Origin of the sequence: Vibrio sp. DW001, from assembly GCF_029016285.1 — a bacterium.
Lineage (GTDB): Bacteria > Pseudomonadota > Gammaproteobacteria > Enterobacterales > Vibrionaceae > Vibrio.
Window position 1 is genome coordinate 3,048,083 of record NZ_CP091975.1, and the last position, 19,561, is coordinate 3,067,643.

17 protein-coding genes are annotated in these 19,561 nt (G+C 42.0%); 3 read left to right on the forward strand and 14 right to left on the reverse strand.

Annotation, left to right across the window (positions count from 1 at the left end; all coding sequences use genetic code 11):
* Nucleotides 1-28: 28 nt before the first annotated feature.
* From prfC to L3V77_RS13940, 5 genes are all read right to left on the reverse strand, one after another.
* The gene (gene prfC, locus L3V77_RS13920; protein WP_275134684.1) at nt 29-1,618 is read right to left on the reverse strand and encodes a peptide chain release factor 3; all 1,590 of its coding nucleotides are present in this window, start codon (nt 1,616-1,618) and stop codon (nt 29-31) included.
* A 233-nt stretch (nt 1,619-1,851) separates the two neighbouring features.
* Nucleotides 1,852-2,298: a ribosomal protein S18-alanine N-acetyltransferase gene (gene rimI, locus L3V77_RS13925; protein WP_275134685.1), complete on the reverse strand. Its 447-nt coding sequence runs from the start codon at nt 2,296-2,298 to the stop codon at nt 1,852-1,854.
* Complete coding sequence (locus tag L3V77_RS13930) at nt 2,288-2,692, reverse strand: DNA polymerase III subunit psi (RefSeq protein WP_275136778.1); 405 nt, start codon at nt 2,690-2,692, stop codon at nt 2,288-2,290. Before L3V77_RS13930 ends, rimI begins: the two co-directional genes overlap by 11 nt.
* A 2-nt stretch (nt 2,693-2,694) precedes the next feature.
* A complete protein-coding gene (locus tag L3V77_RS13935; RefSeq protein WP_275134686.1) occupies nt 2,695-3,198 on the reverse strand; it encodes an N-acetyltransferase in 504 nt (167 codons plus the stop codon).
* A complete protein-coding gene (locus tag L3V77_RS13940) occupies nt 3,188-3,709 on the reverse strand; it encodes an SCP2 domain-containing protein (protein ID WP_275134687.1) in 522 nt (173 codons plus the stop codon). The genes L3V77_RS13935 and L3V77_RS13940 overlap by 11 nt, the downstream gene beginning before the upstream one ends.
* A 200-nt stretch (nt 3,710-3,909) precedes the next feature.
* Here L3V77_RS13940 and L3V77_RS13945 point away from each other — a divergent pair, with 200 nt between their 5' ends.
* From L3V77_RS13945 to L3V77_RS13955, 3 genes are all read left to right on the forward strand, one after another.
* Entirely contained in the window at nt 3,910-5,946 is a 2,037-nt protein-coding gene (locus tag L3V77_RS13945) for an EAL domain-containing protein (protein WP_275134688.1), read from the forward strand.
* Nucleotides 5,947-6,077: 131 nt separating this feature from the next.
* On the forward strand, nt 6,078-7,091 hold the full coding sequence (locus L3V77_RS13950; RefSeq protein WP_275134689.1) for a peptidase U32 family protein: 1,014 nt from the start codon (nt 6,078-6,080) through the stop codon (nt 7,089-7,091).
* A gap of 24 nt (nt 7,092-7,115) precedes the next feature.
* Entirely contained in the window at nt 7,116-7,988 is an 873-nt protein-coding gene (locus L3V77_RS13955) for a U32 family peptidase (protein ID WP_275136779.1), read from the forward strand.
* A 2-nt stretch (nt 7,989-7,990) separates the two neighbouring features.
* Here L3V77_RS13955 and L3V77_RS13960 read toward each other — a convergent pair whose 3' ends face one another.
* The 9 genes from L3V77_RS13960 to nusA form a co-directional block, all read right to left on the reverse strand.
* A complete protein-coding gene (locus L3V77_RS13960) occupies nt 7,991-9,307 on the reverse strand; it encodes an MATE family efflux transporter (RefSeq protein ID WP_275134690.1) in 1,317 nt (438 codons plus the stop codon).
* 52 nt (nt 9,308-9,359) lie between these two features.
* Entirely contained in the window at nt 9,360-9,770 is a 411-nt protein-coding gene (locus tag L3V77_RS13965; protein WP_275134691.1) for a MarR family transcriptional regulator, read from the reverse strand.
* A gap of 132 nt (nt 9,771-9,902) precedes the next feature.
* Nucleotides 9,903-10,832 (reverse strand): lipoprotein NlpI, encoded by a 930-nt coding sequence (gene nlpI / locus L3V77_RS13970; RefSeq protein ID WP_275134692.1) that lies wholly within the window; start codon nt 10,830-10,832, stop codon nt 9,903-9,905.
* 186 nt (nt 10,833-11,018) lie between these two features.
* Nucleotides 11,019-13,142: a polyribonucleotide nucleotidyltransferase gene (gene pnp / locus L3V77_RS13975; protein WP_275134693.1), complete on the reverse strand. Its 2,124-nt coding sequence runs from the start codon at nt 13,140-13,142 to the stop codon at nt 11,019-11,021.
* Between the two features lie 293 nt (nt 13,143-13,435).
* Complete coding sequence (gene rpsO / locus L3V77_RS13980; RefSeq protein WP_275134694.1) at nt 13,436-13,705, reverse strand: 30S ribosomal protein S15; 270 nt, start codon at nt 13,703-13,705, stop codon at nt 13,436-13,438.
* A 145-nt stretch (nt 13,706-13,850) separates the two neighbouring features.
* Nucleotides 13,851-14,804 carry a tRNA pseudouridine(55) synthase TruB gene (gene truB, locus L3V77_RS13985; RefSeq protein ID WP_275134695.1) on the reverse strand — a complete coding sequence of 318 codons (954 nt, stop codon included), beginning with the start codon at nt 14,802-14,804 and terminating at the stop codon, nt 13,851-13,853.
* The gene (gene rbfA, locus L3V77_RS13990) at nt 14,804-15,235 is read right to left on the reverse strand and encodes a 30S ribosome-binding factor RbfA (RefSeq protein ID WP_275134696.1); all 432 of its coding nucleotides are present in this window, start codon (nt 15,233-15,235) and stop codon (nt 14,804-14,806) included. The genes truB and rbfA overlap by 1 nt, the downstream gene beginning before the upstream one ends.
* Nucleotides 15,236-15,320: 85 nt before the next feature.
* Nucleotides 15,321-18,023, reverse strand: a complete 2,703-nt coding sequence (gene infB / locus L3V77_RS13995) for a translation initiation factor IF-2 (RefSeq protein ID WP_275134697.1) — start codon at nt 18,021-18,023, stop codon at nt 15,321-15,323.
* Between the two features lie 21 nt (nt 18,024-18,044).
* Nucleotides 18,045-19,532, reverse strand: coding sequence for a transcription termination factor NusA (gene nusA, locus L3V77_RS14000; RefSeq protein ID WP_195704204.1), 1,488 nt, complete (start codon nt 19,530-19,532; stop codon nt 18,045-18,047).
* Between the last annotated feature and the right edge of the window lie 29 nt (nt 19,533-19,561).

Genomic DNA, 19,561 nt, shown 5'->3' on the forward strand with positions numbered 1-19,561 from the left:
TTTTTTATACATTATTTAAACAATGCTACTAGTGTTCGCGTGTCGCTCTGAATTGGATATCAGGGAAACGCTCTTGAGCTAGGTTTAGATTTACCATAGTTGGCGCAATATAAGAGAGATTATTACCACCATCAAGAGCCAAGTTCGCCTGTCCTTTACGTCTAAACTCATCCAGTGTCTTCTCGTCATCACATTCAATCCAACGAGCCGTTGCCACATTAACACTCTCGTAAATCGCTTCTACGTTGTACTCTGATTTCAAACGTGCGACGACGACATCGAACTGAAGCACACCTACCGCACCGACGATAAGATCGTTATTTTGTAGAGGACGGAACACCTGTACTGCCCCCTCTTCAGAGAGCTGGACCAACCCTTTGAGTAATTGCTTCTGTTTTAACGGATCCCTTAAGCGAATACGGCGAAATAATTCTGGTGCAAAGTTAGGAATACCGGAGAACTTAAGCGTTTCTCCTTGAGTAAAGGTATCGCCAATTTGGATAGTTCCATGATTATGTAGGCCAATAATATCACCCGCATAAGCTTGCTCTGCACGAGAACGATCACCCGCCATAAACGTAACAGCATCAGAGATATTTATCTGTTTGCCTAAACGTACGTGATTCATCTTCATACCCTGAGAGTATGTTCCGGAAACTATACGCATAAACGCAATACGGTCTCGATGCTTTGGATCCATATTAGCTTGAATTTTAAATATGAAGCCGGAGAACTTCTCTTCTGTTGCTTTTACTTCACGTTCATTGGCTTGGCGAGATAATGGCTGAGGGGCCCAACGTGTTAACCCCTCTAGCATATGGTCCACGCCAAAATTACCAAGAGCCGTACCAAAGAACACCGGCGTCAATTCTCCAGCAAGAAACAACTCTTGATCAAATTCATGTGATGCACCAATAACCAATTCCAGTTCATCTCTAAGCTGTTCTGCAAGTTCATCGCCAATAGCCGCTTCAAGTTCAGGATTACCTAACCCTTTAATAATCTTTTCTTCTTGAATAGTATGACCTTGTCCCGTTGAATAGAGATACGTCTCGTCCCTATGAATGTGGTAAACACCTTTAAACTCTTTACCACAGCCTATCGGCCAAGAGATTGGAGCACACGCTATCTTTAATTCACTTTCGACTTCATCTAGAAGCTCCATAGGGTCACGAATTTCTCGGTCTAGCTTATTCATAAAGGTAACTATAGGAGTGTCACGCAAACGCGTAACTTCCATCAGTTTACGTGTGCGGGCCTCAACGCCCTTTGCTGAATCTATAACCATTAAACAAGAATCGACAGCCGTGAGCGTCCGATAAGTATCTTCAGAGAAATCTTCGTGCCCTGGGGTATCAAGTAGGTTAACTAAACTACCGTTAAATGGAAATTGCATTACAGAAGTTGTCACTGAAATACCACGTTCTTTTTCCATCTCCATCCAGTCTGACTTAGCGTGCTGGTTTGAGCCTCGACCTTTCACAGTACCAGCAGATTGAATAGCGCGCCCGAAAAGTAACACTTTTTCGGTGATGGTTGTTTTACCTGCATCTGGGTGAGAGATGATCGCGAAGGTTCTACGTTTAGACACTTCACCTATAAAAGGGCTATTTGACATGGATACGGGTCTTCTAAATTGCAATACAAAACCGCTTAAAACAAAATGTAAAAAGCTAACTTTGAGTAGTTAATCGAAATTGGCGCCTATTTTGTCCGATCTTGCCCCTTTAGACAATAACAGTGTGCATATAGCAGACGAAATTTTGTCATATGCTAGAAGGATGGACAAAATCAATGACATATATTCAGGCTTACTGTGGAGGTCTGATTGAATCAGTGATTTACTTAGCTCTAAAAAAACAGATAACTCATGATAACAGCATCCTCTTTCCCTTTTTTACTAGGATAATAATTATAGCGTCTATCAACTTCATTAAACCCTAAAGCCTCATATAAAGAACGAGCCTTTTGATTACTCTCTCGAACCTCTAGCCAAACACTTTCAGCCTTCGCATCTTCACACATCATTAAAAAGTATTCGAGAAGCACTTTACCCAGTCCTTGCCCTTGCCTTTGCGGATCGATAGCAATATTGAGCAATGTTACCTCGCCGACGATATTCTGGGCATAAAAGTAACCCACGACTTCTTCGTCACACAGAAGTACATGATGACAGGCTCCTCGGCTAGTCACATCGCTTATCATAGACTGTGCCCAAGGGTGGCTATGCGCATCTTGTTCAATCCGCCACACATCTTGCAGAAAATTTTCTGCTAAAGGCTCTATTTTATTTGTCATAAGAACAGATGTTCTGCCACAAGTTTCGTCGCTCTTGATTGTTGCCATCTATCTTCGTTAACACGGGAGAGACAAGCGTATTTAAATGGAGTATCCCTGTTTTATCACAGCCAGCAAACCAGACCCATTTTAATTGATGGGAACCTAGATAATTAAACTGTTCAGGGGAAATATGCATCGCTTGCGATAGTTCTAAGTGCATGCTTTTCAGCACCTTTTCAAGCATGAAAACAATGTCACCTTCAGGTTTCTCGGGTGAAACCAACAATAATTGGCAAGACTCAGGTATATCAACGTTTTCAATTGAACAACCAGAAAGTCTTGAAGGGTGAAGTAATGCCCAATTCTGAATATCCATTTCTTCAAGATATTGCATGCTAGTATTGTTATTCATCATTAGAGTAATGAAAATTCAGGGCTGTATTCTATCAAGCCCTGTTTACCGAAGAACTCATTCTCTGCTAACTCTTTAACACGAAAGACGCCTTCAGGCACTTCCCATATCGAGCGCATATCAAATAAGGTCGCGTCGACAAAACCAAACCCACTATAAAATGCTGGATTACCCAGCACGACACAACCTAAATAGCCAAATTCATAAAGAGAATCTAGTCCTTCTTTAATCATGTTACCCGCGATACCTTGATGACGAAACTCACGTTTCACGGCTACAGGCGCTAAACCTTGCCACCCAAGTTGCTCGCCATTCAATGATACTGGAGTAAAAAGAGCATATCCAACCAATTCTCCATCATCGGTACACGCCACCAGTGAGAGCGTAAATCGGCTATTTTCCCTTAAACTCATAACAAGTTCAGCTTCTGCATTTGTTTCAAACGCAGATTTAAGCAAGGCGTTAATAGGTAATATGTCTGCTGGAGCTTCGGTTCTAATAAGCATTGGCCATTCCATCTTGATTTTTTTCGCTATGCAACCCTTTATAAACAAAGCCTGCTAACTCATTAATAAATAACTGAAGGGGTTTTGGTAGCGCATCAAGATCAACACTATCCATTAAATTCTTGACCTCTAATCCGAGCTCTGTGTCGCCTTCAATTCTTAAACGCCTTTGAAAAAACAGAGTGTCAGGATCTTCTTTACGACCAACAATTAACACCAAATCATTAAGTTGACCAGCAAAGCTCACATCTTCAGTGACTGCGTCTTTTGCAATAACTAATTCATCATTTCGATAACTAATAAACCATTGCAGGTTCAAATCCAAAATAGTCACTTTCAACCATTTATCTTCGAGGAATTCAAAATCACCATCTTCCAAGGCTTCATGGAAAACTTGTTTTAACCCTTCGATTAAGATTTTGTTTTGTAAATGTTTAGGGAAAACTTGGACTGGAGATCTCAAAATCTGCGCTGCATTTTGCACTAATTGAGTTCGAAGCTTGTTTAACACTACAGAATTCCGATACTTTAAATAATCATTCTTGCCATAATAGTGGATATCGAATGAGAATTCCTGTTATGTATCATAAAAATCACACCTGATGCCCAGTTCCCTTTTATATCAGGTGTTTCACGGTTATAGTAAATAATAATCTTAAACATAATGAATCATATTCATTCAATTGCTTAATATAGAGCGGTAGAAAATTAATGCCAACAAAGCAGTTACAGCACTGGTTTTCAAAACTCACTGATGCCAGTCCATTCCTCTTTGCTATTTTGGATAAGGAGCATCACTACGTTAGCGTCAATGAACGCTATTGTGAGATTGCAGGCCTATCAAAAACAGAACTTGAGGGGTTGGATGACACTAAGGTGTTAGGTGATCGATTTTACCAAACACTTAAACCTTTTTATGAACGTGCGTTTGACGGCGAAAGCATAGAAACCGAAATCACCTTAAATGACGAAGACCACGACACTAGCTTGCACTTTAGTGTCTCGCCGGTCGTTATCGAAGGTAACGTTGATTTTATTTCGTTCCACGCGAGTGATACCTCAGAAAAGCAAATCCTTGCTCGCTCTTTAGCTGAGTCAGAGCTTAAGTTTTCTACGTTATCTGACTTATTACCAGACGGCTTAATTCTGGTTGAAGGTAACACAATTATCTCGACTAACTCTATCGCCTTACGTTTGTTAGGATTTTCGGAAGTCGATGATTTATTGGGCGAACAAATAAGCCGCTTATTCTTAGATGAAAACGCTAAAACTGTATTTAGTGACACGTTCACTACTCAATTACTAAACGAACCCATTGTGTGTTTAACTAGTGCACGATGTGGTGTTGAACGAAAAGTTCGCTTGAGTGCAGCAGAAACCACAATCTTAGGTAGTGAATCTATAATAATTGTAGTTGAAGATGCGGAAGCTAATCATTCAGGTTCAACAGACGACCGACACGACTCTCATTATGATTCGCTGACTAAACTCTACAATCGCTACGGTTTTACAAGACGTCTCGAACATTTTATTGATAACGATATTCCACTGGTTATGCTCTACCTTGATATCGATAATTTCAAAAACATCAATGACTCTTTGGGCCACCACATTGGCGATAAAGTCATCAAAGAGGTCTCTTCGAGACTACAAAGGTTGCTCCCTTCACAAGCTATATTAGGGCATTTAGGTGGCGATGAGTTCGGCATTGTTTTGCCCGAACCGGAACATAACCGAGTTACTGAATCTCTCGCTGAAAAAATTATTTCTCTTATAAATCAGCCCTTTGACCTTCATCACTTTAGTAAGCGATTAGCTTGTTCAATTGGTAGTGTAATGTTCCCAGGTGATGCGAATGATGCTCGTGTATTATTGCAAAATGCAGATACGGCAATGTATGAAGCCAAGAATAGGGGCCGCAACCGTCTAGTCAAGTACCATGACCAAATGAATAAAGAGGCGCGCATGCGCTTATGGCTAGAAATCGAACTTCAGAAAGCATTGCAGCAAAATGGTTTAGAAGTCTGGTATCAACCTCAAGTTAATGCGAGAGACTTTAGCATTAACGGTGCTGAAGCACTTATTCGCTGGAAACATCCAATTGAAGGTTATATAAGCCCCGCCGCCTTTATTCCTGTCGCTGAAAAAGCGGGATTAATCGAACATTTAGGCCGGGTTGTTATGCGCGAAGTATTTGCTACGGTTAAACGTTGGAAAATACAAGGGATACTACCTGGCCGTGTCGCTATAAACCTTTCTCCTGAGCAATTTGGTAACCCCAAGTTAATTGATTATATGGAGAAACAACTGCGTACAACGGAATTGGACCCAAGCTGTATCACATTTGAATTAACAGAAAGTGCAGTAATGAGCGACAGTGAGCACACACTTCAAATGCTTAAAGCTATTAAAAATTTAGGCTTTGCGCTTTCCATTGATGACTTTGGAACCGGTTATTCTTCATTGTCATATTTGGCTCGATTTCCTATTGACGAACTCAAGATAGACCGCGCGTTTATAAATGACATCGATAAGTTACCGAAACAGGTAACCGTTATTGAAAATATCATCAATTTAGGACGGTCCTTAAACCTAACTGTCGTAGCTGAAGGTGTCGAAACAAGGCAACAAGCCACACTACTTTCAAACTTGAACTGTCATACTATTCAAGGTTTCCATTTTTATAGACCGCAACCAAAACATGATATTGAAGAACTATTGGCGCAAAACCGAAGACACAAAAACTAGCAATATCAGACCAATTTTTATACATTCGTGCACATTTCTAAAGGCAGAGTTATACAAACCTGCCTTATATCAAAATTGTCTTAAGATATAGTCCATAAAATACAACCCTAAAGAACAACTGGTTGGCTCTGATGGAACTACTATGCCCCGCAGGTAATTTACCTGCACTTAAAACCGCAGTCGACTGTGGTGCGGACGCTGTATATATTGGGTTTAAAGATGATACAAACGCAAGACACTTCGCTGGTCTAAATTTTACCGGTAAAAAACTGGAAAGAGCCGTACAGTATATTCGCGACCACGAAAGAAAGCTTCATGTAGCCCTGAACACATTTGCTCATCCAGATGGATTTGAACGTTGGACTAAAGCGGTAGATAACGCAGCAGCAATGGGTGTTGATGCCCTTATCGTTGCAGACGTAGCGATTTTAGAATATGCAGCTACCACTTACCCAGAATTAGAATTACACCTCTCTGTCCAAGCCTCTGCTACCAATGTAGCGGCCGTCAAATTCTATAAACAAAATTTCAATATTAAACGCGTTGTATTACCTCGAGTATTATCTATCCATCAAGTAAAACAACTTTCACTCAATATCCCTCAAGGTGTAGAGCTCGAAGTTTTTGCTTTTGGTAGCCTATGCATAATGGCAGAGGGTCGTTGTTATCTATCTTCTTACATGACAGGGGAATCACCTAATACTGTTGGTGCCTGTTCTCCAGCCAAGTATGTTCGCTGGCAAGAAACAGATGGTGGTCTAGAATCTCGTCTTAATGAGATATTAATTGATCGCTATGCCGAAGGTGAAAATGCCGGTTATCCAACGCTATGTAAAGGTCGATTTGATGTCAACTTAAATGGAAAAGATAAGCGGTACCATGCGTTAGAAGAACCGACCAGTTTAAACACCTTATCTCTGTTACCTGAACTATTCGCTGCAAACGTTTCTTCGGTCAAGATAGAAGGTCGCCAACGAAGTCCCGCCTATGTCGAACAGGTCACTCGAACATGGCGAAGTGCGATCGATCGATACAAAGCAGACCCAGATTCATATCATGTGGAAGATGCATGGAATGCCGCACTGGACAATGTTTCTGAAGGTACTCAAACAACGCTCGGTGCTTACCACCGTAAATGGCAATAGCCGGAGATAAGTATGTCCAACGAATTGAAATACGCTCTTGGCCCCCTACTCTACTTCTGGCCAAAACAAGATGTCGAAAGCTTTTATGAAAAAGCGAAGAATTCGAGTGCTGATATCATCTATCTTGGCGAAGCCGTATGTTCAAAACGGCGATTAATGAAAACCAAAGATTGGTTAAGTAATGCTAAGGATCTCTCTTCCAGTGGTAAACAAGTCGTTTTGTCCACTATGGCGTTATTAGAAGCACCTAGTGAAGTTAACGTTATGAAAAAGTATATCGATAATGGTGAGTTTGCCATTGAAGCGAATGACGTTTCCGCTATCCAATTAGCGCACGAGCATAATGTCCCATTTATTGTTGGTCCTGCTGTAAATGCCTACAATGCACAAACGCTCAATCTTTTTCTTAAAAAAGGGATGACACGCTGGTGCATGCCAGTCGAACTGTCTAAAGAATGGTTGCAGCAAGTTCTCCTGCAATGCGAAGCTCTTGGTATCAAACATCAGTTTGAAACAGAAGTTTTTAGTCATGGTTATCTGCCATTGGCTTATTCTGCTCGCTGCTTTACCGCTCGAGCGGAGAACAAACCCAAAGATGAATGCGAAACTTGCTGTATCAAGTACCCCACAGGCTTGCAAGTAAATAGCCAAGAGGGCCAATCTTTATTTAATCTTAATGGTGTACAGACACAGTCTGGCTACTGTTACAATTTGATCAACGATTTAAAAGGCATGAAAGGCTTAGTTGACGTTGTCCGACTAAGCCCATTGAATGTAGAAACCTTCGATAAGGTGGACCAATTTCGTCAAAATGAAGACGGCTCTAATCCAGAACAGCTAGGGGATTTTCAGTGTAATGGCTACTGGCATCAATTAGCTGGTTTAGAAAAAACCTAGTACTAAGGGGCGATTTTTCGTCCCTTATTTTTCTTCAGCATCAAAACCAATACAACACTTAAGACAATATTCGATATCGGGTAGGCCAACCATACTCCTGTGAGACCGAACAAGGTCGGCAACACATATAAAAATGGTAATTGAACCAACATATTTCCAACCGTTGTAAACATTGCCTTCTTACTATCCCCAATCGCTTGGTAATAAGCGGCCACCACGACAATAAAACCATCTAAGAAAATAGCAAACATATGCAGCCGTATCCCCATAACAGCCTGTTTCATCAGTTCAGGGTCATCATCGTTAAATATCCCTACAACGTGTTCAGGGTAGAGGTTCATGGCAACGACAAAACCGATACCTATCAATACTGATGCCCAACAAGCGATAGAAAACAGCTTGCGTACCGCCTCCAAATTGTTTGCGCCATAATTGAAACTCACTAATGGCTGCATACCATTGGCAATACCTTCAACGGTCAAATAATACATAGTGAAGATAGAACCTAGCACCGCGTAGGCACCAATAGTCAAAACTGATCCATACTGTATGAACATCCAATTGTGTACGGCAACCATCACAGAACCATACATATACATGAACATACTCGATGCACCTATCGAGAGTATCTGAGGTATATACCCATAGTGGACTGTGAAATTGGATACCGATATCCTCACTTTAGCGTACCGACTAAAGAAATACCCAACACCCAATGTCGTCACCACACTTTGTGCCAACAAGGTCGCTATCGCAGCCCCTTTTAACCCCCAACCTAGTATGGCAATAAAAAGATAGTCAAATCCTATATTGATGAGCGCGCCTAGTACCATTAAAAAAGTAGCGAAATTAGGGCTTCCATCGTTACGCAATAGAAATGGTACCGCTATTGAACCTAACGAAAACAAACTACCTAATATCAGAACTTTTAGGTACTGTTGCCCTAATTCGAATACGATTCCTCCAATACCTTGAGCCAGTAATAAGGCATCAGAATATTGCCATAGAACCAATGCGATGAATGGGAAAACCATCAATATAAGAGCGAGCCCTGTACTTACCGTGCCCTTTGCCTTCTTGTCACTTCCCGCACCACTATTGATAGACAAGATGGCACCAGTACCGACGCCGATCATCATACCGATACCTAGTACTGAACCAATCACCGGCCAAACGACGTTTATTCCTGCAAGCCCATCCGCGCCTATATAACGACCGATAAATATCCCGTCAACGATCTGATAAAGTCCGTTGACCAACATTGCGGCAACCGTGGGTATAGTATATTTCCAAAACTGTTTGTAGATGGATTGTTCCATTTCTTGCCACTCTGTTAGCTAAGCTAACTAATTAATTAAAATTTTTTCAATATTACTTGAGCATCTTAGATAAGATTTTTACGAGTTGTTTAAACTCTTGCTCTGACACTTTGTTTTCAAGTTTTTCTGTAATAATTTGAAGAACACTATCTTCAGTCGATAGACCTTCAATCGCTTTATCGGTTAAGACGACTCTTTTCGCTCTTGCATCTTCAGGGCAAGAAATTCTACGCACTAGTGCCTTTCTTTCCAGTCTAACCACCATATTTGAAGCAGAAGGCTTGGTTACCATCATCTCGGAAGCTAAATCAGTGATACGAATAGGTTCGCTTGAGTACTGAATAACCTTTAAGTAATCAAATTCGTTGAAACTTAGGGATGATAGAGGATCATCTTTCGCGTGCACACGCCACTCTTTTGACATGAAACGTTCAAGATCGATTAAGCAGGTTTGAAAAGACATACAAAAAACCCAACATGGTTAGCAAGGCTAACTATATTAGTGCAGATAGAATAATTTACAAGAAAAAAACGCCAGATCTTCATCTAGCGTTTTTTATTAAGTTAAGTTGAGCGAGGCAATATTCTCAATAGATTATTTTTCTACCGTCAATCCATTTTCAATCGCATTCTCTTTTTGTGCTTCTTCTTGTAAGGCCCTTACGTCATCATAGATACGTCCTAGTTCTAAGAAAGAATAGCGATGTTCTACGTATTCATAAACATTAAACGACAGTGCGAGCTTATAGAGGGCGATAGCATCAGCATATTGTCCAGAGAACTGGTAGCGTTTACCTAAATAGAAATAGGTTTCGGTCAAACGCTGCGCCAGCATAACGTTATCTCTCGTCCCATTTAAAACGGCTTTAAAAGCCTGTTCTTCGCCTACTTCATTCAGCATGATACCAACCAATACCCAACCCCACTCTTGGCTCTTATCTGAATAACGTGCTCTTAAATTTTCTTCCGCTTTGGCTGCGTCTATTTCACGCTCAATTATATAGAGCCACAGCGCCCTAAAGGGGTCTTCTGGATTATCCGAATAATGTGCTTGCATCTCTTGGTATGAGAGATCGATACGGTCACCATAATAAAGGGCTATCGCCATATTGCGTTCCGCATATTCATTCGAGGGGTCGAGTTCTAATGTCGAATCAAATGCTTCATACGCGGCGTCGTATTCACCTACTTGAGTAAAATAAACACCGAGTAAATTGAAAATATCTGGTTGAGCAGGATTGATGCTCAGTGATTTATTGAAATCTAGACGGGCTAAATCGCGTAGGCCGACGCTGTCATAATAACTTCCTCGTTCATAAAACATCTTCGCCCTAACGGCGTTTTCTAAGTCTGGACGTTTTAATAATTGATTTAGCCTTGCTATCTGCACTTCTTGCTGAATACTCGCTTGTAACGGCACAGCCATTGGTGGATAAACCCACTGGTTTGAATTATTACTCGGGTTAGTGGCACAACCCGAAAGTATTATCAAGAATCCCAGACTTGCTATTTGAAACCATTTCACAGACGCCTATCTCCTTTTATGATCCACAATTTCCGCATAACCATTTTATAGCAGCAAAAGAAAAGGGGGAACAATCATGTTCCCCCTTTTATAACACGCTTTACGCTATATACGCTAGGAAAGCCATCATCTCTCAGGATTTACTCTATCCACAATAAAGAAGCTTAGCTAACGCAGCTACAGAGCTTATTCAGCTTCTGGTGCTTGTGCTTCTTCAGCAGGTTTATCTTGTGCTTCTTTCATACTTAGACGTACACGACCTTGGCGGTCAATTTCTAGTACTTTAACTTTAACTTCTTGTCCTTCACTTAGGTAATCAGTCACCTTCTCAACACGCTTGTCAGCGATTTGAGAAATGTGTACTAAACCGTCTTTACCCGGAAGAATAGTAACAAACGCACCGAAGTCAGCTAAACGAGCAACTTTACCAATGTAAATAGTGCCAACTTCAACTTCAGCGGTTAATTCTTTAATACGATTAATCGCATCTTCAGCTTGCTCACCAGACGTTGCAGCGATTTTAACAGTACCGTCATCTTCTATTTCGATAGTTGTACCCGTTTCTTCACAAAGTGCACGAATAACAGCGCCACCTTTACCGATAACGTCACGAATCTTGTCAGTGCTGATCTTCAACTGGTGGATACGAGGTGCAAACTCAGAGATATCATCACGAGCACCAGAGATAGCTTCATCCATTACAGAAAGGATGTGCTTACGAGCACCTTGAGCTTGGTTAAGCGCAATTTGCATTATCTCTTTAGTGATACCCTCAATTTTGATATCCATCTGAAGTGCAGTGATACCTTCATTAGTACCCGCTACTTTAAAGTCCATATCTCCTAAGTGATCTTCATCACCAAGGATGTCAGAAAGAACAACAAAGTCGTCGCCTTCTTTAACTAGACCCATTGCAATACCCGCAACAGACGCTTTAATAGGAACACCAGCATCCATTAGTGCTAGAGAGGTACCACATACAGAAGCCATTGAAGAAGAACCGTTAGATTCTGTGATTTCAGATACTACACGAACCGTGTACGGGAATTCTTCAGCTGAAGGCATAACCGCTTGGATACCGCGTTTTGCAAGCTTACCGTGACCAATTTCACGACGCTTAGGTGAACCAACAAAACCAGTTTCGCCTACACAGAATGGAGGGAAGTTATAGTGTAGAAGGAAGTGTGACTTCTTCTCACCAGTTAGTTCATCAATGATTTGAGCGTCACGTTGTGTACCAAGAGTCGCGGTTACCAATGCCTGAGTTTCGCCACGAGTAAATAGTGAAGAACCGTGAGTACGAGGAAGAACGCCAGTACGTACATCAAGTGCACGAACCATATCTTTTTCACGTCCATCAATACGAGGGCTACCCGCAATGATGCGACCACGAACTACGTTTTTCTCTAAAGAACCAAGCATTTTTTTCACTTCGTTCACGTCTAGCTCTGCATTTTCAGCCGAAAGCGCGGTAACAACGTCTGACTTAATTTCGCCAACTTGCTCATAACGAGCCATTTTTTCTGTGATTTGGTAAGCTTCGGTCAAACGAACTTCAGCTAACTCAGCAATTTTCGCTTTAAGATCTGCATCCACTGTTGGTGCAACCCAATCCCATGAAGGCGTTGCTACTTCTGCAGCAAACTCTTTTATTGCAGATATAACAACTTGTTGTTGATCATGACCAAATACTACCGCAGATAGCATTTCTTCTTCTGATAGATTGTCCGCTTCTGATTCAACCATAAGCACGGCACCATCAGTACCAGCAACAACAAGATCTAACTTAGATGTTTCTAGCTCAGTATTGCTTGGGTTAAGCACAAGTTGACCATCGATATGACCAACACGAGCAGAACCAATAGGGCCATTAAATGGAATCCCAGAGATAGAAAGAGCCGCTGAAGTACCAATCATCGTTACAATATCAGGTTGGACATCTGGATTTACAGAAACAACGGTTGCGATAACTTGAACTTCGTTTTTGAATTCATCTGGGAATAGAGGACGAATTGGACGGTCGATTAGACGCGCTGTCAATGTCTCGCCTTCTGATGGGCGACCTTCACGTTTGAAGAAACCACCTGGAATTTTACCAGCGGCGTATGTACGCTCTTGGTAGTTAACAGTAAGAGGGAAGAAGCTTTGACCTTCAACCGCTACTTTTTTACCAACAACGGATACTAATACAGCAGTATCGTCCATTGTTACCATAACAGCAGACGTTGCTTGACGTGCTATTACGCCTGTTTCTAAAGTAACAGTATGGTTACCATACTGGAATGTTTTTACGATAGGATTCGCGAACATTATATTTCCTTTCATATAACTGGATTCTAAGTAATTAGAATCACATAGTGAATACACCTTTCTGTATTACCAATCGCGACTAATGAAAAGTATCTTAATAGAAAATTTTCATTAGTCGCGACCTTAAGGCCGGCTACGCTGACTGTAATACTAGATAAAGTGCAGATTGGCTAAGCTAAGCTTAGTTGGGCAGTATTATAGATGAAAAACGTTGATATGTGCAGATGGAAGCGAGGAATATTTCTGATAAAAAAAAAGAGGCTATAAATAGCCTCTTTTTTTACAAACTGTTCTTAGCGACGTAGGCCTAGACGTTTGATAAGACTTTGGTAACGATCTAGATTCTTACCTTTCAAGTAGTCTAGAAGTTTACGACGGCTTGAAACCATACGTAAAAGACCGCGACGACTATGGTGATCATGTTTGTGGTTAGCAAAGTGACCTTGAAGGTGGTTGATAGAAGCAGTAAGTAGAGCTACTTGTACTTCTGGTGAACCTGTATCGCCTTCGCCTTGTGCATAATCGGCTACGATAGCTGCTTTTGTTTCTGCGTTCAGAGACATAATCTCTCCTAAATAAGAGTTAAATTAATAAAGTGTGCCGCCAATCTCTGATTCAGCTGACACGATGAGCGCGCATATTACTTTGCTACGCATCTAACCGCAAGCGATATTTACGTAACAACCCTACATACGCCAAATCTAGAACCTAAAGTTCTTCATCTCGAAAAACAACCAATCTCTTTGGTGCGACTCTACCATCATCGTCTATCTCGCCGATGCCAATAAATAGTCTTTCCTCTCCACTGGTCATTCTTACTATACCGTCAGTTGGCGCACCAAATACTTGTACGGGTTGGCCATGCTGAACCATATGAGTTAGATCTGGAATCAAATTGACTTCTGGTAAATCTTGTACCGCTGAGTCCATAGGCATCAAGAGTGGATCAAGCAATTCGCGAGGGGCAATATCTTCTTCGCGCGCTTTCTCTAATAATGCTTCTAACTGCTCTAATGTCACCATATTTTCATATGGGTAGTTCGATACACCTGTTCGACGAAGATAAGTAACATGAGCGCCACAGCTCAACATTTCACCTAAATCATCAACAATCGTTCTGATGTATGTCCCTTTAGAACAGTGCACTTCCATTTCGACTTCCGTACCTTCAAAGTTCAGAAGCTCAATAGAATATACAGTGATTTTCCGTGATTCTCTCGGAACTTCGATGCCTTCTCTCGCGTATTCGTATAACGGCTTGCCCTGATGCTTCAGAGCTGAAAACATTGATGGGATCTGATCGGTTTCGCCACGAAATTTTGCAATACAACGTTCGAGCTGTCCACGGTCGACTTTCACATCACGGGTCTGAACCACCTCGCCATCTGAATCAGATGTATTGGTTCTTTCACCAAGTTTAGCGACAACACGATAGCGTTTATCCGATTCAAGTAGAAATTGGGAGAACTTAGTTGCTTCCCCAAAACAGATTGGTAACATGCCAGTCGCTAACGGATCGAGCGCGCCAGTATGCCCTGCCTTTTCTGCAAAGTAGATTCTTTTTACTTTCTGAAGTGTGTCATTAGAAGTAATTCCAGCTGGCTTATCCAGCAATATAACGCCATCTACAGGGCGACCTTTACGACGACCTCTGCGACCCATTACTCTTTTTCCTCGTTAAGACCACTCTCATCATGAACAACACTTTCATCACGGCCAGATTCATGAGCACGACGTTTGTCATCACTGATTATTTCACTCACTAGGTTAGACATTCGCATGCCTTCCACAAGCGTATTATCGTAGGTAAAACGTACTTCTGGCGTCAATCTTAAGCGAATGCGCTTCCCTAAAATCATGCGCACATTAACTTCATGTTCTTTCAACGCAGCAAGACTTTTCTCTGGTGTTTGCTCGCCAACACATAAGAAGGTAACGAACACTTTTGCATAAGCAAGATCTCGAGAGACTTCCACGTCAGAGATAGTAACCATACCAATGCGGGAGTCTCGAACTTCACGCTGTAATATTAGCGCGAGTTCTTTTTGTAATTGTTGCGACACGCGTTGCGTGCGACTAAATTCTTTTGACATTATTTTTTCTCTTAGAAAAAATGAGGGGCTAAAGCCCCTCATGGTGTATTTAACAACCGTTTTTCAAAACGTTAGCCAATAATGACTAATCGAGGGTACGCTTTATTTCAATCGTTTCGAATACTTCGATTTGGTCACCAGCGCGAACATCGTTATAGTTCTTAACACCAATACCACATTCGTAGCCATTCTTCGCTTCTTGCACATCATCTTTGAAACGACGTAGCGATTCTAGTTCACCTTCGTATATAACCACGTTTTCACGTAGAACACGGATAGGTGCATTACGTTTGATAACACCCTCGGTAACCATACAACCAGCGATAGCACCTAGTTTAGGAGACTTAAATACTTCACGTACTTCAGCAAGGCCAATGATTTCTTGTCTGAATTCTGGTGCCAACATGCCACCCATCGCTTGTTTAACTTCGTCAATCAATTGGTAAATGATTGAGTAGTAACGAAGGTCTAAGTTTTCATTTTCAATCATACGGCGTGCAGATGCATCAGCACGAACGTTGAAACCTAGGATGATAGCGTTAGATGCAGCGGCTAGAACAGAATCAGTTTCTGTAATACCACCGACACCTGAACCGACTACATTCACTTTTACTTCTTCAGTAGAAAGTTTAAGTAGTGAATCTGATATCGCTTCAACAGAACCTTGAACATCCGCTTTCAGAACAACATTAAGTTCTGCTACTTCGCCAGCTTCCATATTAGAGAACATGTTCTCTAATTTCGATTTCTGTTGACGTGCAAGTTTCACGTCGCGGAATTTACCTTGACGATAATTAGCAACTTCACGTGCTTTACGCTCATCACGTACTACCGTGGCTTCATCACCTGAAGCAGGAACACCCGACAGACCGATAACTTCAACAGGAATTGACGGACCTGCTGTAGTGATTTCTTTCCCATTTTCGTCACGCATTGCACGAACACGGCCATACTCTTGACCACAAAGTAAGATATCACCTTTATTCAAAGTACCTGATTGAACAAGTACCGTTGCAACTGGGCCGCGCCCTTTATCAAGACGAGATTCAACAACAACACCAGACGCCATACCATCAGCAACAGCAGTCAGCTCTAGAACTTCAGATTGAAGAAGAATCGTTTCCAATAAACCTTCAATGTTCGTTCCTTGTTTAGCAGAGATGTGAGCAAACATGTTTTCGCCGCCCCACTCCTCAGGAATAACATTATATTGAGCAAGCTCATTCTTAACGTTATCTGGGTTTGCGCCTTCTTTGTCGATCTTATTCACAGCAACAATAAGAGGTACGCCAGCCGCTTTAGCATGCTGAATCGCTTCTACTGTTTGAGGCATAACACCATCATCTGCAGCAACAACAAGTACAACGATATCCGTCGCTTGAGCACCACGAGCACGCATCGCGGTAAACGCGGCGTGTCCAGGGGTATCCAAGAAAGTAATCATTCCGTTGTCGGTTTCAACGTGATAAGCACCAATATGCTGTGTAATACCACCCGCTTCGCCAGATGCAACGTGGGCTTTACGGATATAATCCAGTGTTGATGTTTTACCGTGGTCAACGTGACCCATGATAGTAACAACAGGTGCACGTGGCACCGCATGCTCTGTTCCATCACGATCAGAGAGAATCGCTTCTTCAAGTTCATTCTCTTTACGTAGAACCACTTTATGACCCATTTCTTCAGCCACTAGAGCCGCAGTTTCTTGGTCAATAACTTGATTAATCGTTGCCATTGCACCCATTTTCATCATCACTTTGATGACTTCAGAGCTTTTCACTGACATTTTATTCGCCAGTTCAGACACAACGACGGTTTCACCTATCACAACATCTTGCTTAGCAACTGTTGCTGATTTATCAAAACCATGTTGTTGCATTGACGTAGGTTTAGCCAACTTACCTTTGCGGCCTCTGCCACGTTGGTTACGACCACCGCGACCTTGTGCTTCGTTGCTTTCAGGCGCTTTTTTCTTGCGCTTACGGCGACTAGTAGGACCAGGTGCAGCAGCTTGACGATCCGCTTCATCTTCGGCTTCACGAGCGTGAGTTGAAGTAGTGACATGGTAGTCAGTCGTCTCTTCCTGAGCCTTCTTCTTCTTCTCTTCTTCCGTCCAGCGTTCTTGATTGTCTTCAGCCAACTTACGAGCGTCTTCAAGTAATTGAAGAGCTATAACTTCCGCTTTCTTCTTCGCTTCTTCGTCTTGACGAATTCTCAAATTATCTGCTTCTTTTTGAGCCGCGTCTTGTTTTGCTTTTTCTTCTGGATTCATTTTTTGCTCTGCTTCGCGCTTAGCTTTTGTTTCGGCTTCTCGTTTCGCTTTTACTTCCGCTTCCGCTTCACGCTTAGCTTTAGCTTCTACTTCACGTTTTGCAGCTTCTTCTGCGTCGCGTTGAGCCGTTTCTTTAGCTTCACGTTTTGCCACTTCTTCCGCTTCACGTGTTGCTGCGTCATCTGCTTCGCGTTGAGCTTCTTCATCAACTGCGCTGCGTTTAACGTAAGTACGTTTTTTACGTACTTCAACTTTCACGTCTTTACTCTTACCGCCAGTCGCAGCAACACTTAGTGTGCTGTGCGTTTTACGTTGTAAAGTTAAACGTGTTGGTTCTGCTTCACCAGAAGTATCACCGTGTTCTTTCTTAAGGTGAGTAAGAAGATGTGACTTCTCCTCATCAGAAACATTGTCGTTGCTGGTCTTTTTCATACCGGCATCAGCAAGTTGTTCTAACAAGCGATCAACCGGTGTACCGATTTCATCACTCAGTGCTTTAACTGTTAGTTGCGTCATTGCGCTACCTCCTTGCTGAAATTAATCTTCGTCGCTAAACCAACAGATGTTACGCGCAGCCATAATTAATTCGCCTGCTCGTTCTTCTGTTAGACCTTCGATACCTTCTAGGTCATCGATGCCTTGTTCAGCTAAATCTTCTAGTGTTGCAACGCCTTTGGCTGCAAACTTAAATGCCAATTCACGTTCTAGACCTTCGAGACCTAATAGGTCCTCTGCTGGTTCTAGACCATCGAATGACTCTTCTTGTGCAAGAGCTAACGTTGTTAACGCATCTTTAGCGCGGCCACGTAACTCTTCAACGATCTCTTCATTCAGACCGTCCACTTCTAATAATTCATTAACGGGTACGTAAGCGACTTCTTCTAACGTTGAGAAGCCTTCTTCAACTAGCATCTCTGCGAACTCTTGTTCTATATCAAGATACTTCATGAAGTTTTCGATAGAAGCTACTGATTCTTCTTGGTGCTTCTTCTGCAACTCTTCGACCGTCATTACGTTCAATTCCCAACCAGATAGTTGAGAAGCTAAACGCACATTCTGACCATTACGACCAATCGCTTGTGCTAGGTTATCGGCTTCAACAGCGATATCCATTGCGTGAGCATCTTCATCAACAATAATCGATGCAACATCAGCTGGTGCCATTGCGTTAATAACAAATTGTGCCGGATTATCATCCCAAAGCACGATATCGATACGCTCACCGCCAAGTTCACTAGATACGGCTTGAACACGAGCGCCACGCATACCTACACACGCTCCTACAGGATCTATGCGGCGATCATTTGTCTTCACTGCGATCTTAGCTCGAGAACCCGGGTCACGTGCAGCTGCCTTAAGTTCAATCAACTCTTCAGCAATTTCTGGCACTTCAATACGGAAAAGCTCTGTCAACATCTCAGGTTTTGAACGGCTAATGAACAACTGGAATCCACGTGCTTCTGGTCGCACTGAATATAGAAGTCCACGAATACGATCACCTGGGCGGAAGTTTTCACGCGGAAGTTGGTCATCACGCATGATGACCGCTTCTGCGTTGCTACCTAAATCAATAATAATTGATTCACGATTTACCTTTTTGACTACACCAGTAACCAGTTCGCCTTCATTATCGATAAACTGTTCAACAACTTGAGCACGCTCAGCTTCACGTACTTTCTGTACGATAACTTGCTTAGCCGTTTGTGTAGTAATACGGTCAAACGTAACGGATTCGATATCATCTTCGATGTAATCGCCCAGTTCAATTGTTTCGTCCTCGTATTGCGCTGCTTCAATAGAGATCTCTTTAGTTGGACTCTCTACTTCTGCAACCGCCATCCAACGACGGAAAGTACCAAAATTACCTGTTTTACGGTCAATTTCGACACGAACTTCAATCTCCAGTTCGTGTTTTTTCTTCGTGGCTGTCGCTAATGCAATTTCTAACGCTTCAAAAATACGCTCACGAGGAACCGCTTTTTCGTTAGAAACAGCTTCAACAACTGCTAAAATTTCTCTGTTCATTAATCTAGCCTCTCAAACAATTCTCTCTA

Excerpts from the sequence above, each read along its gene's own strand:
- prfC (WP_275134684.1), bottom strand. The coding sequence starts at position 1,618 with ATGTCAAATAGCCCTTTTATAGGTGAAGTGTCTAAACGTAGAACCTTC.
- rimI (WP_275134685.1), bottom strand. The coding sequence starts at position 2,298 with ATGACAAATAAAATAGAGCCTTTAGCAGAAAATTTTCTGCAAGATGTG.
- L3V77_RS13930 (WP_275136778.1), bottom strand. The coding sequence starts at position 2,692 with ATGAATAACAATACTAGCATGCAATATCTTGAAGAAATGGATATTCAG.
- L3V77_RS13935 (WP_275134686.1), bottom strand. The coding sequence starts at position 3,198 with ATGCTTATTAGAACCGAAGCTCCAGCAGACATATTACCTATTAACGCC.
- L3V77_RS13945 (WP_275134688.1), top strand. The coding sequence starts at position 3,910 with ATGCCAACAAAGCAGTTACAGCACTGGTTTTCAAAACTCACTGATGCC.
- L3V77_RS13950 (WP_275134689.1), top strand. The coding sequence starts at position 6,078 with ATGGAACTACTATGCCCCGCAGGTAATTTACCTGCACTTAAAACCGCA.
- L3V77_RS13960 (WP_275134690.1), bottom strand. The coding sequence starts at position 9,307 with ATGGAACAATCCATCTACAAACAGTTTTGGAAATATACTATACCCACG.
- L3V77_RS13965 (WP_275134691.1), bottom strand. The coding sequence starts at position 9,770 with ATGTCTTTTCAAACCTGCTTAATCGATCTTGAACGTTTCATGTCAAAA.
- pnp (WP_275134693.1), bottom strand. The coding sequence starts at position 13,142 with ATGTTCGCGAATCCTATCGTAAAAACATTCCAGTATGGTAACCATACT.
- rpsO (WP_275134694.1), bottom strand. The coding sequence starts at position 13,705 with ATGTCTCTGAACGCAGAAACAAAAGCAGCTATCGTAGCCGATTATGCA.
- truB (WP_275134695.1), bottom strand. The coding sequence starts at position 14,804 with ATGGGTCGCAGAGGTCGTCGTAAAGGTCGCCCTGTAGATGGCGTTATA.
- rbfA (WP_275134696.1), bottom strand. The coding sequence starts at position 15,235 with ATGTCAAAAGAATTTAGTCGCACGCAACGCGTGTCGCAACAATTACAA.
- infB (WP_275134697.1), bottom strand. The coding sequence starts at position 18,023 with ATGACGCAACTAACAGTTAAAGCACTGAGTGATGAAATCGGTACACCG.
- nusA (WP_195704204.1), bottom strand. The coding sequence starts at position 19,532 with ATGAACAGAGAAATTTTAGCAGTTGTTGAAGCTGTTTCTAACGAAAAA.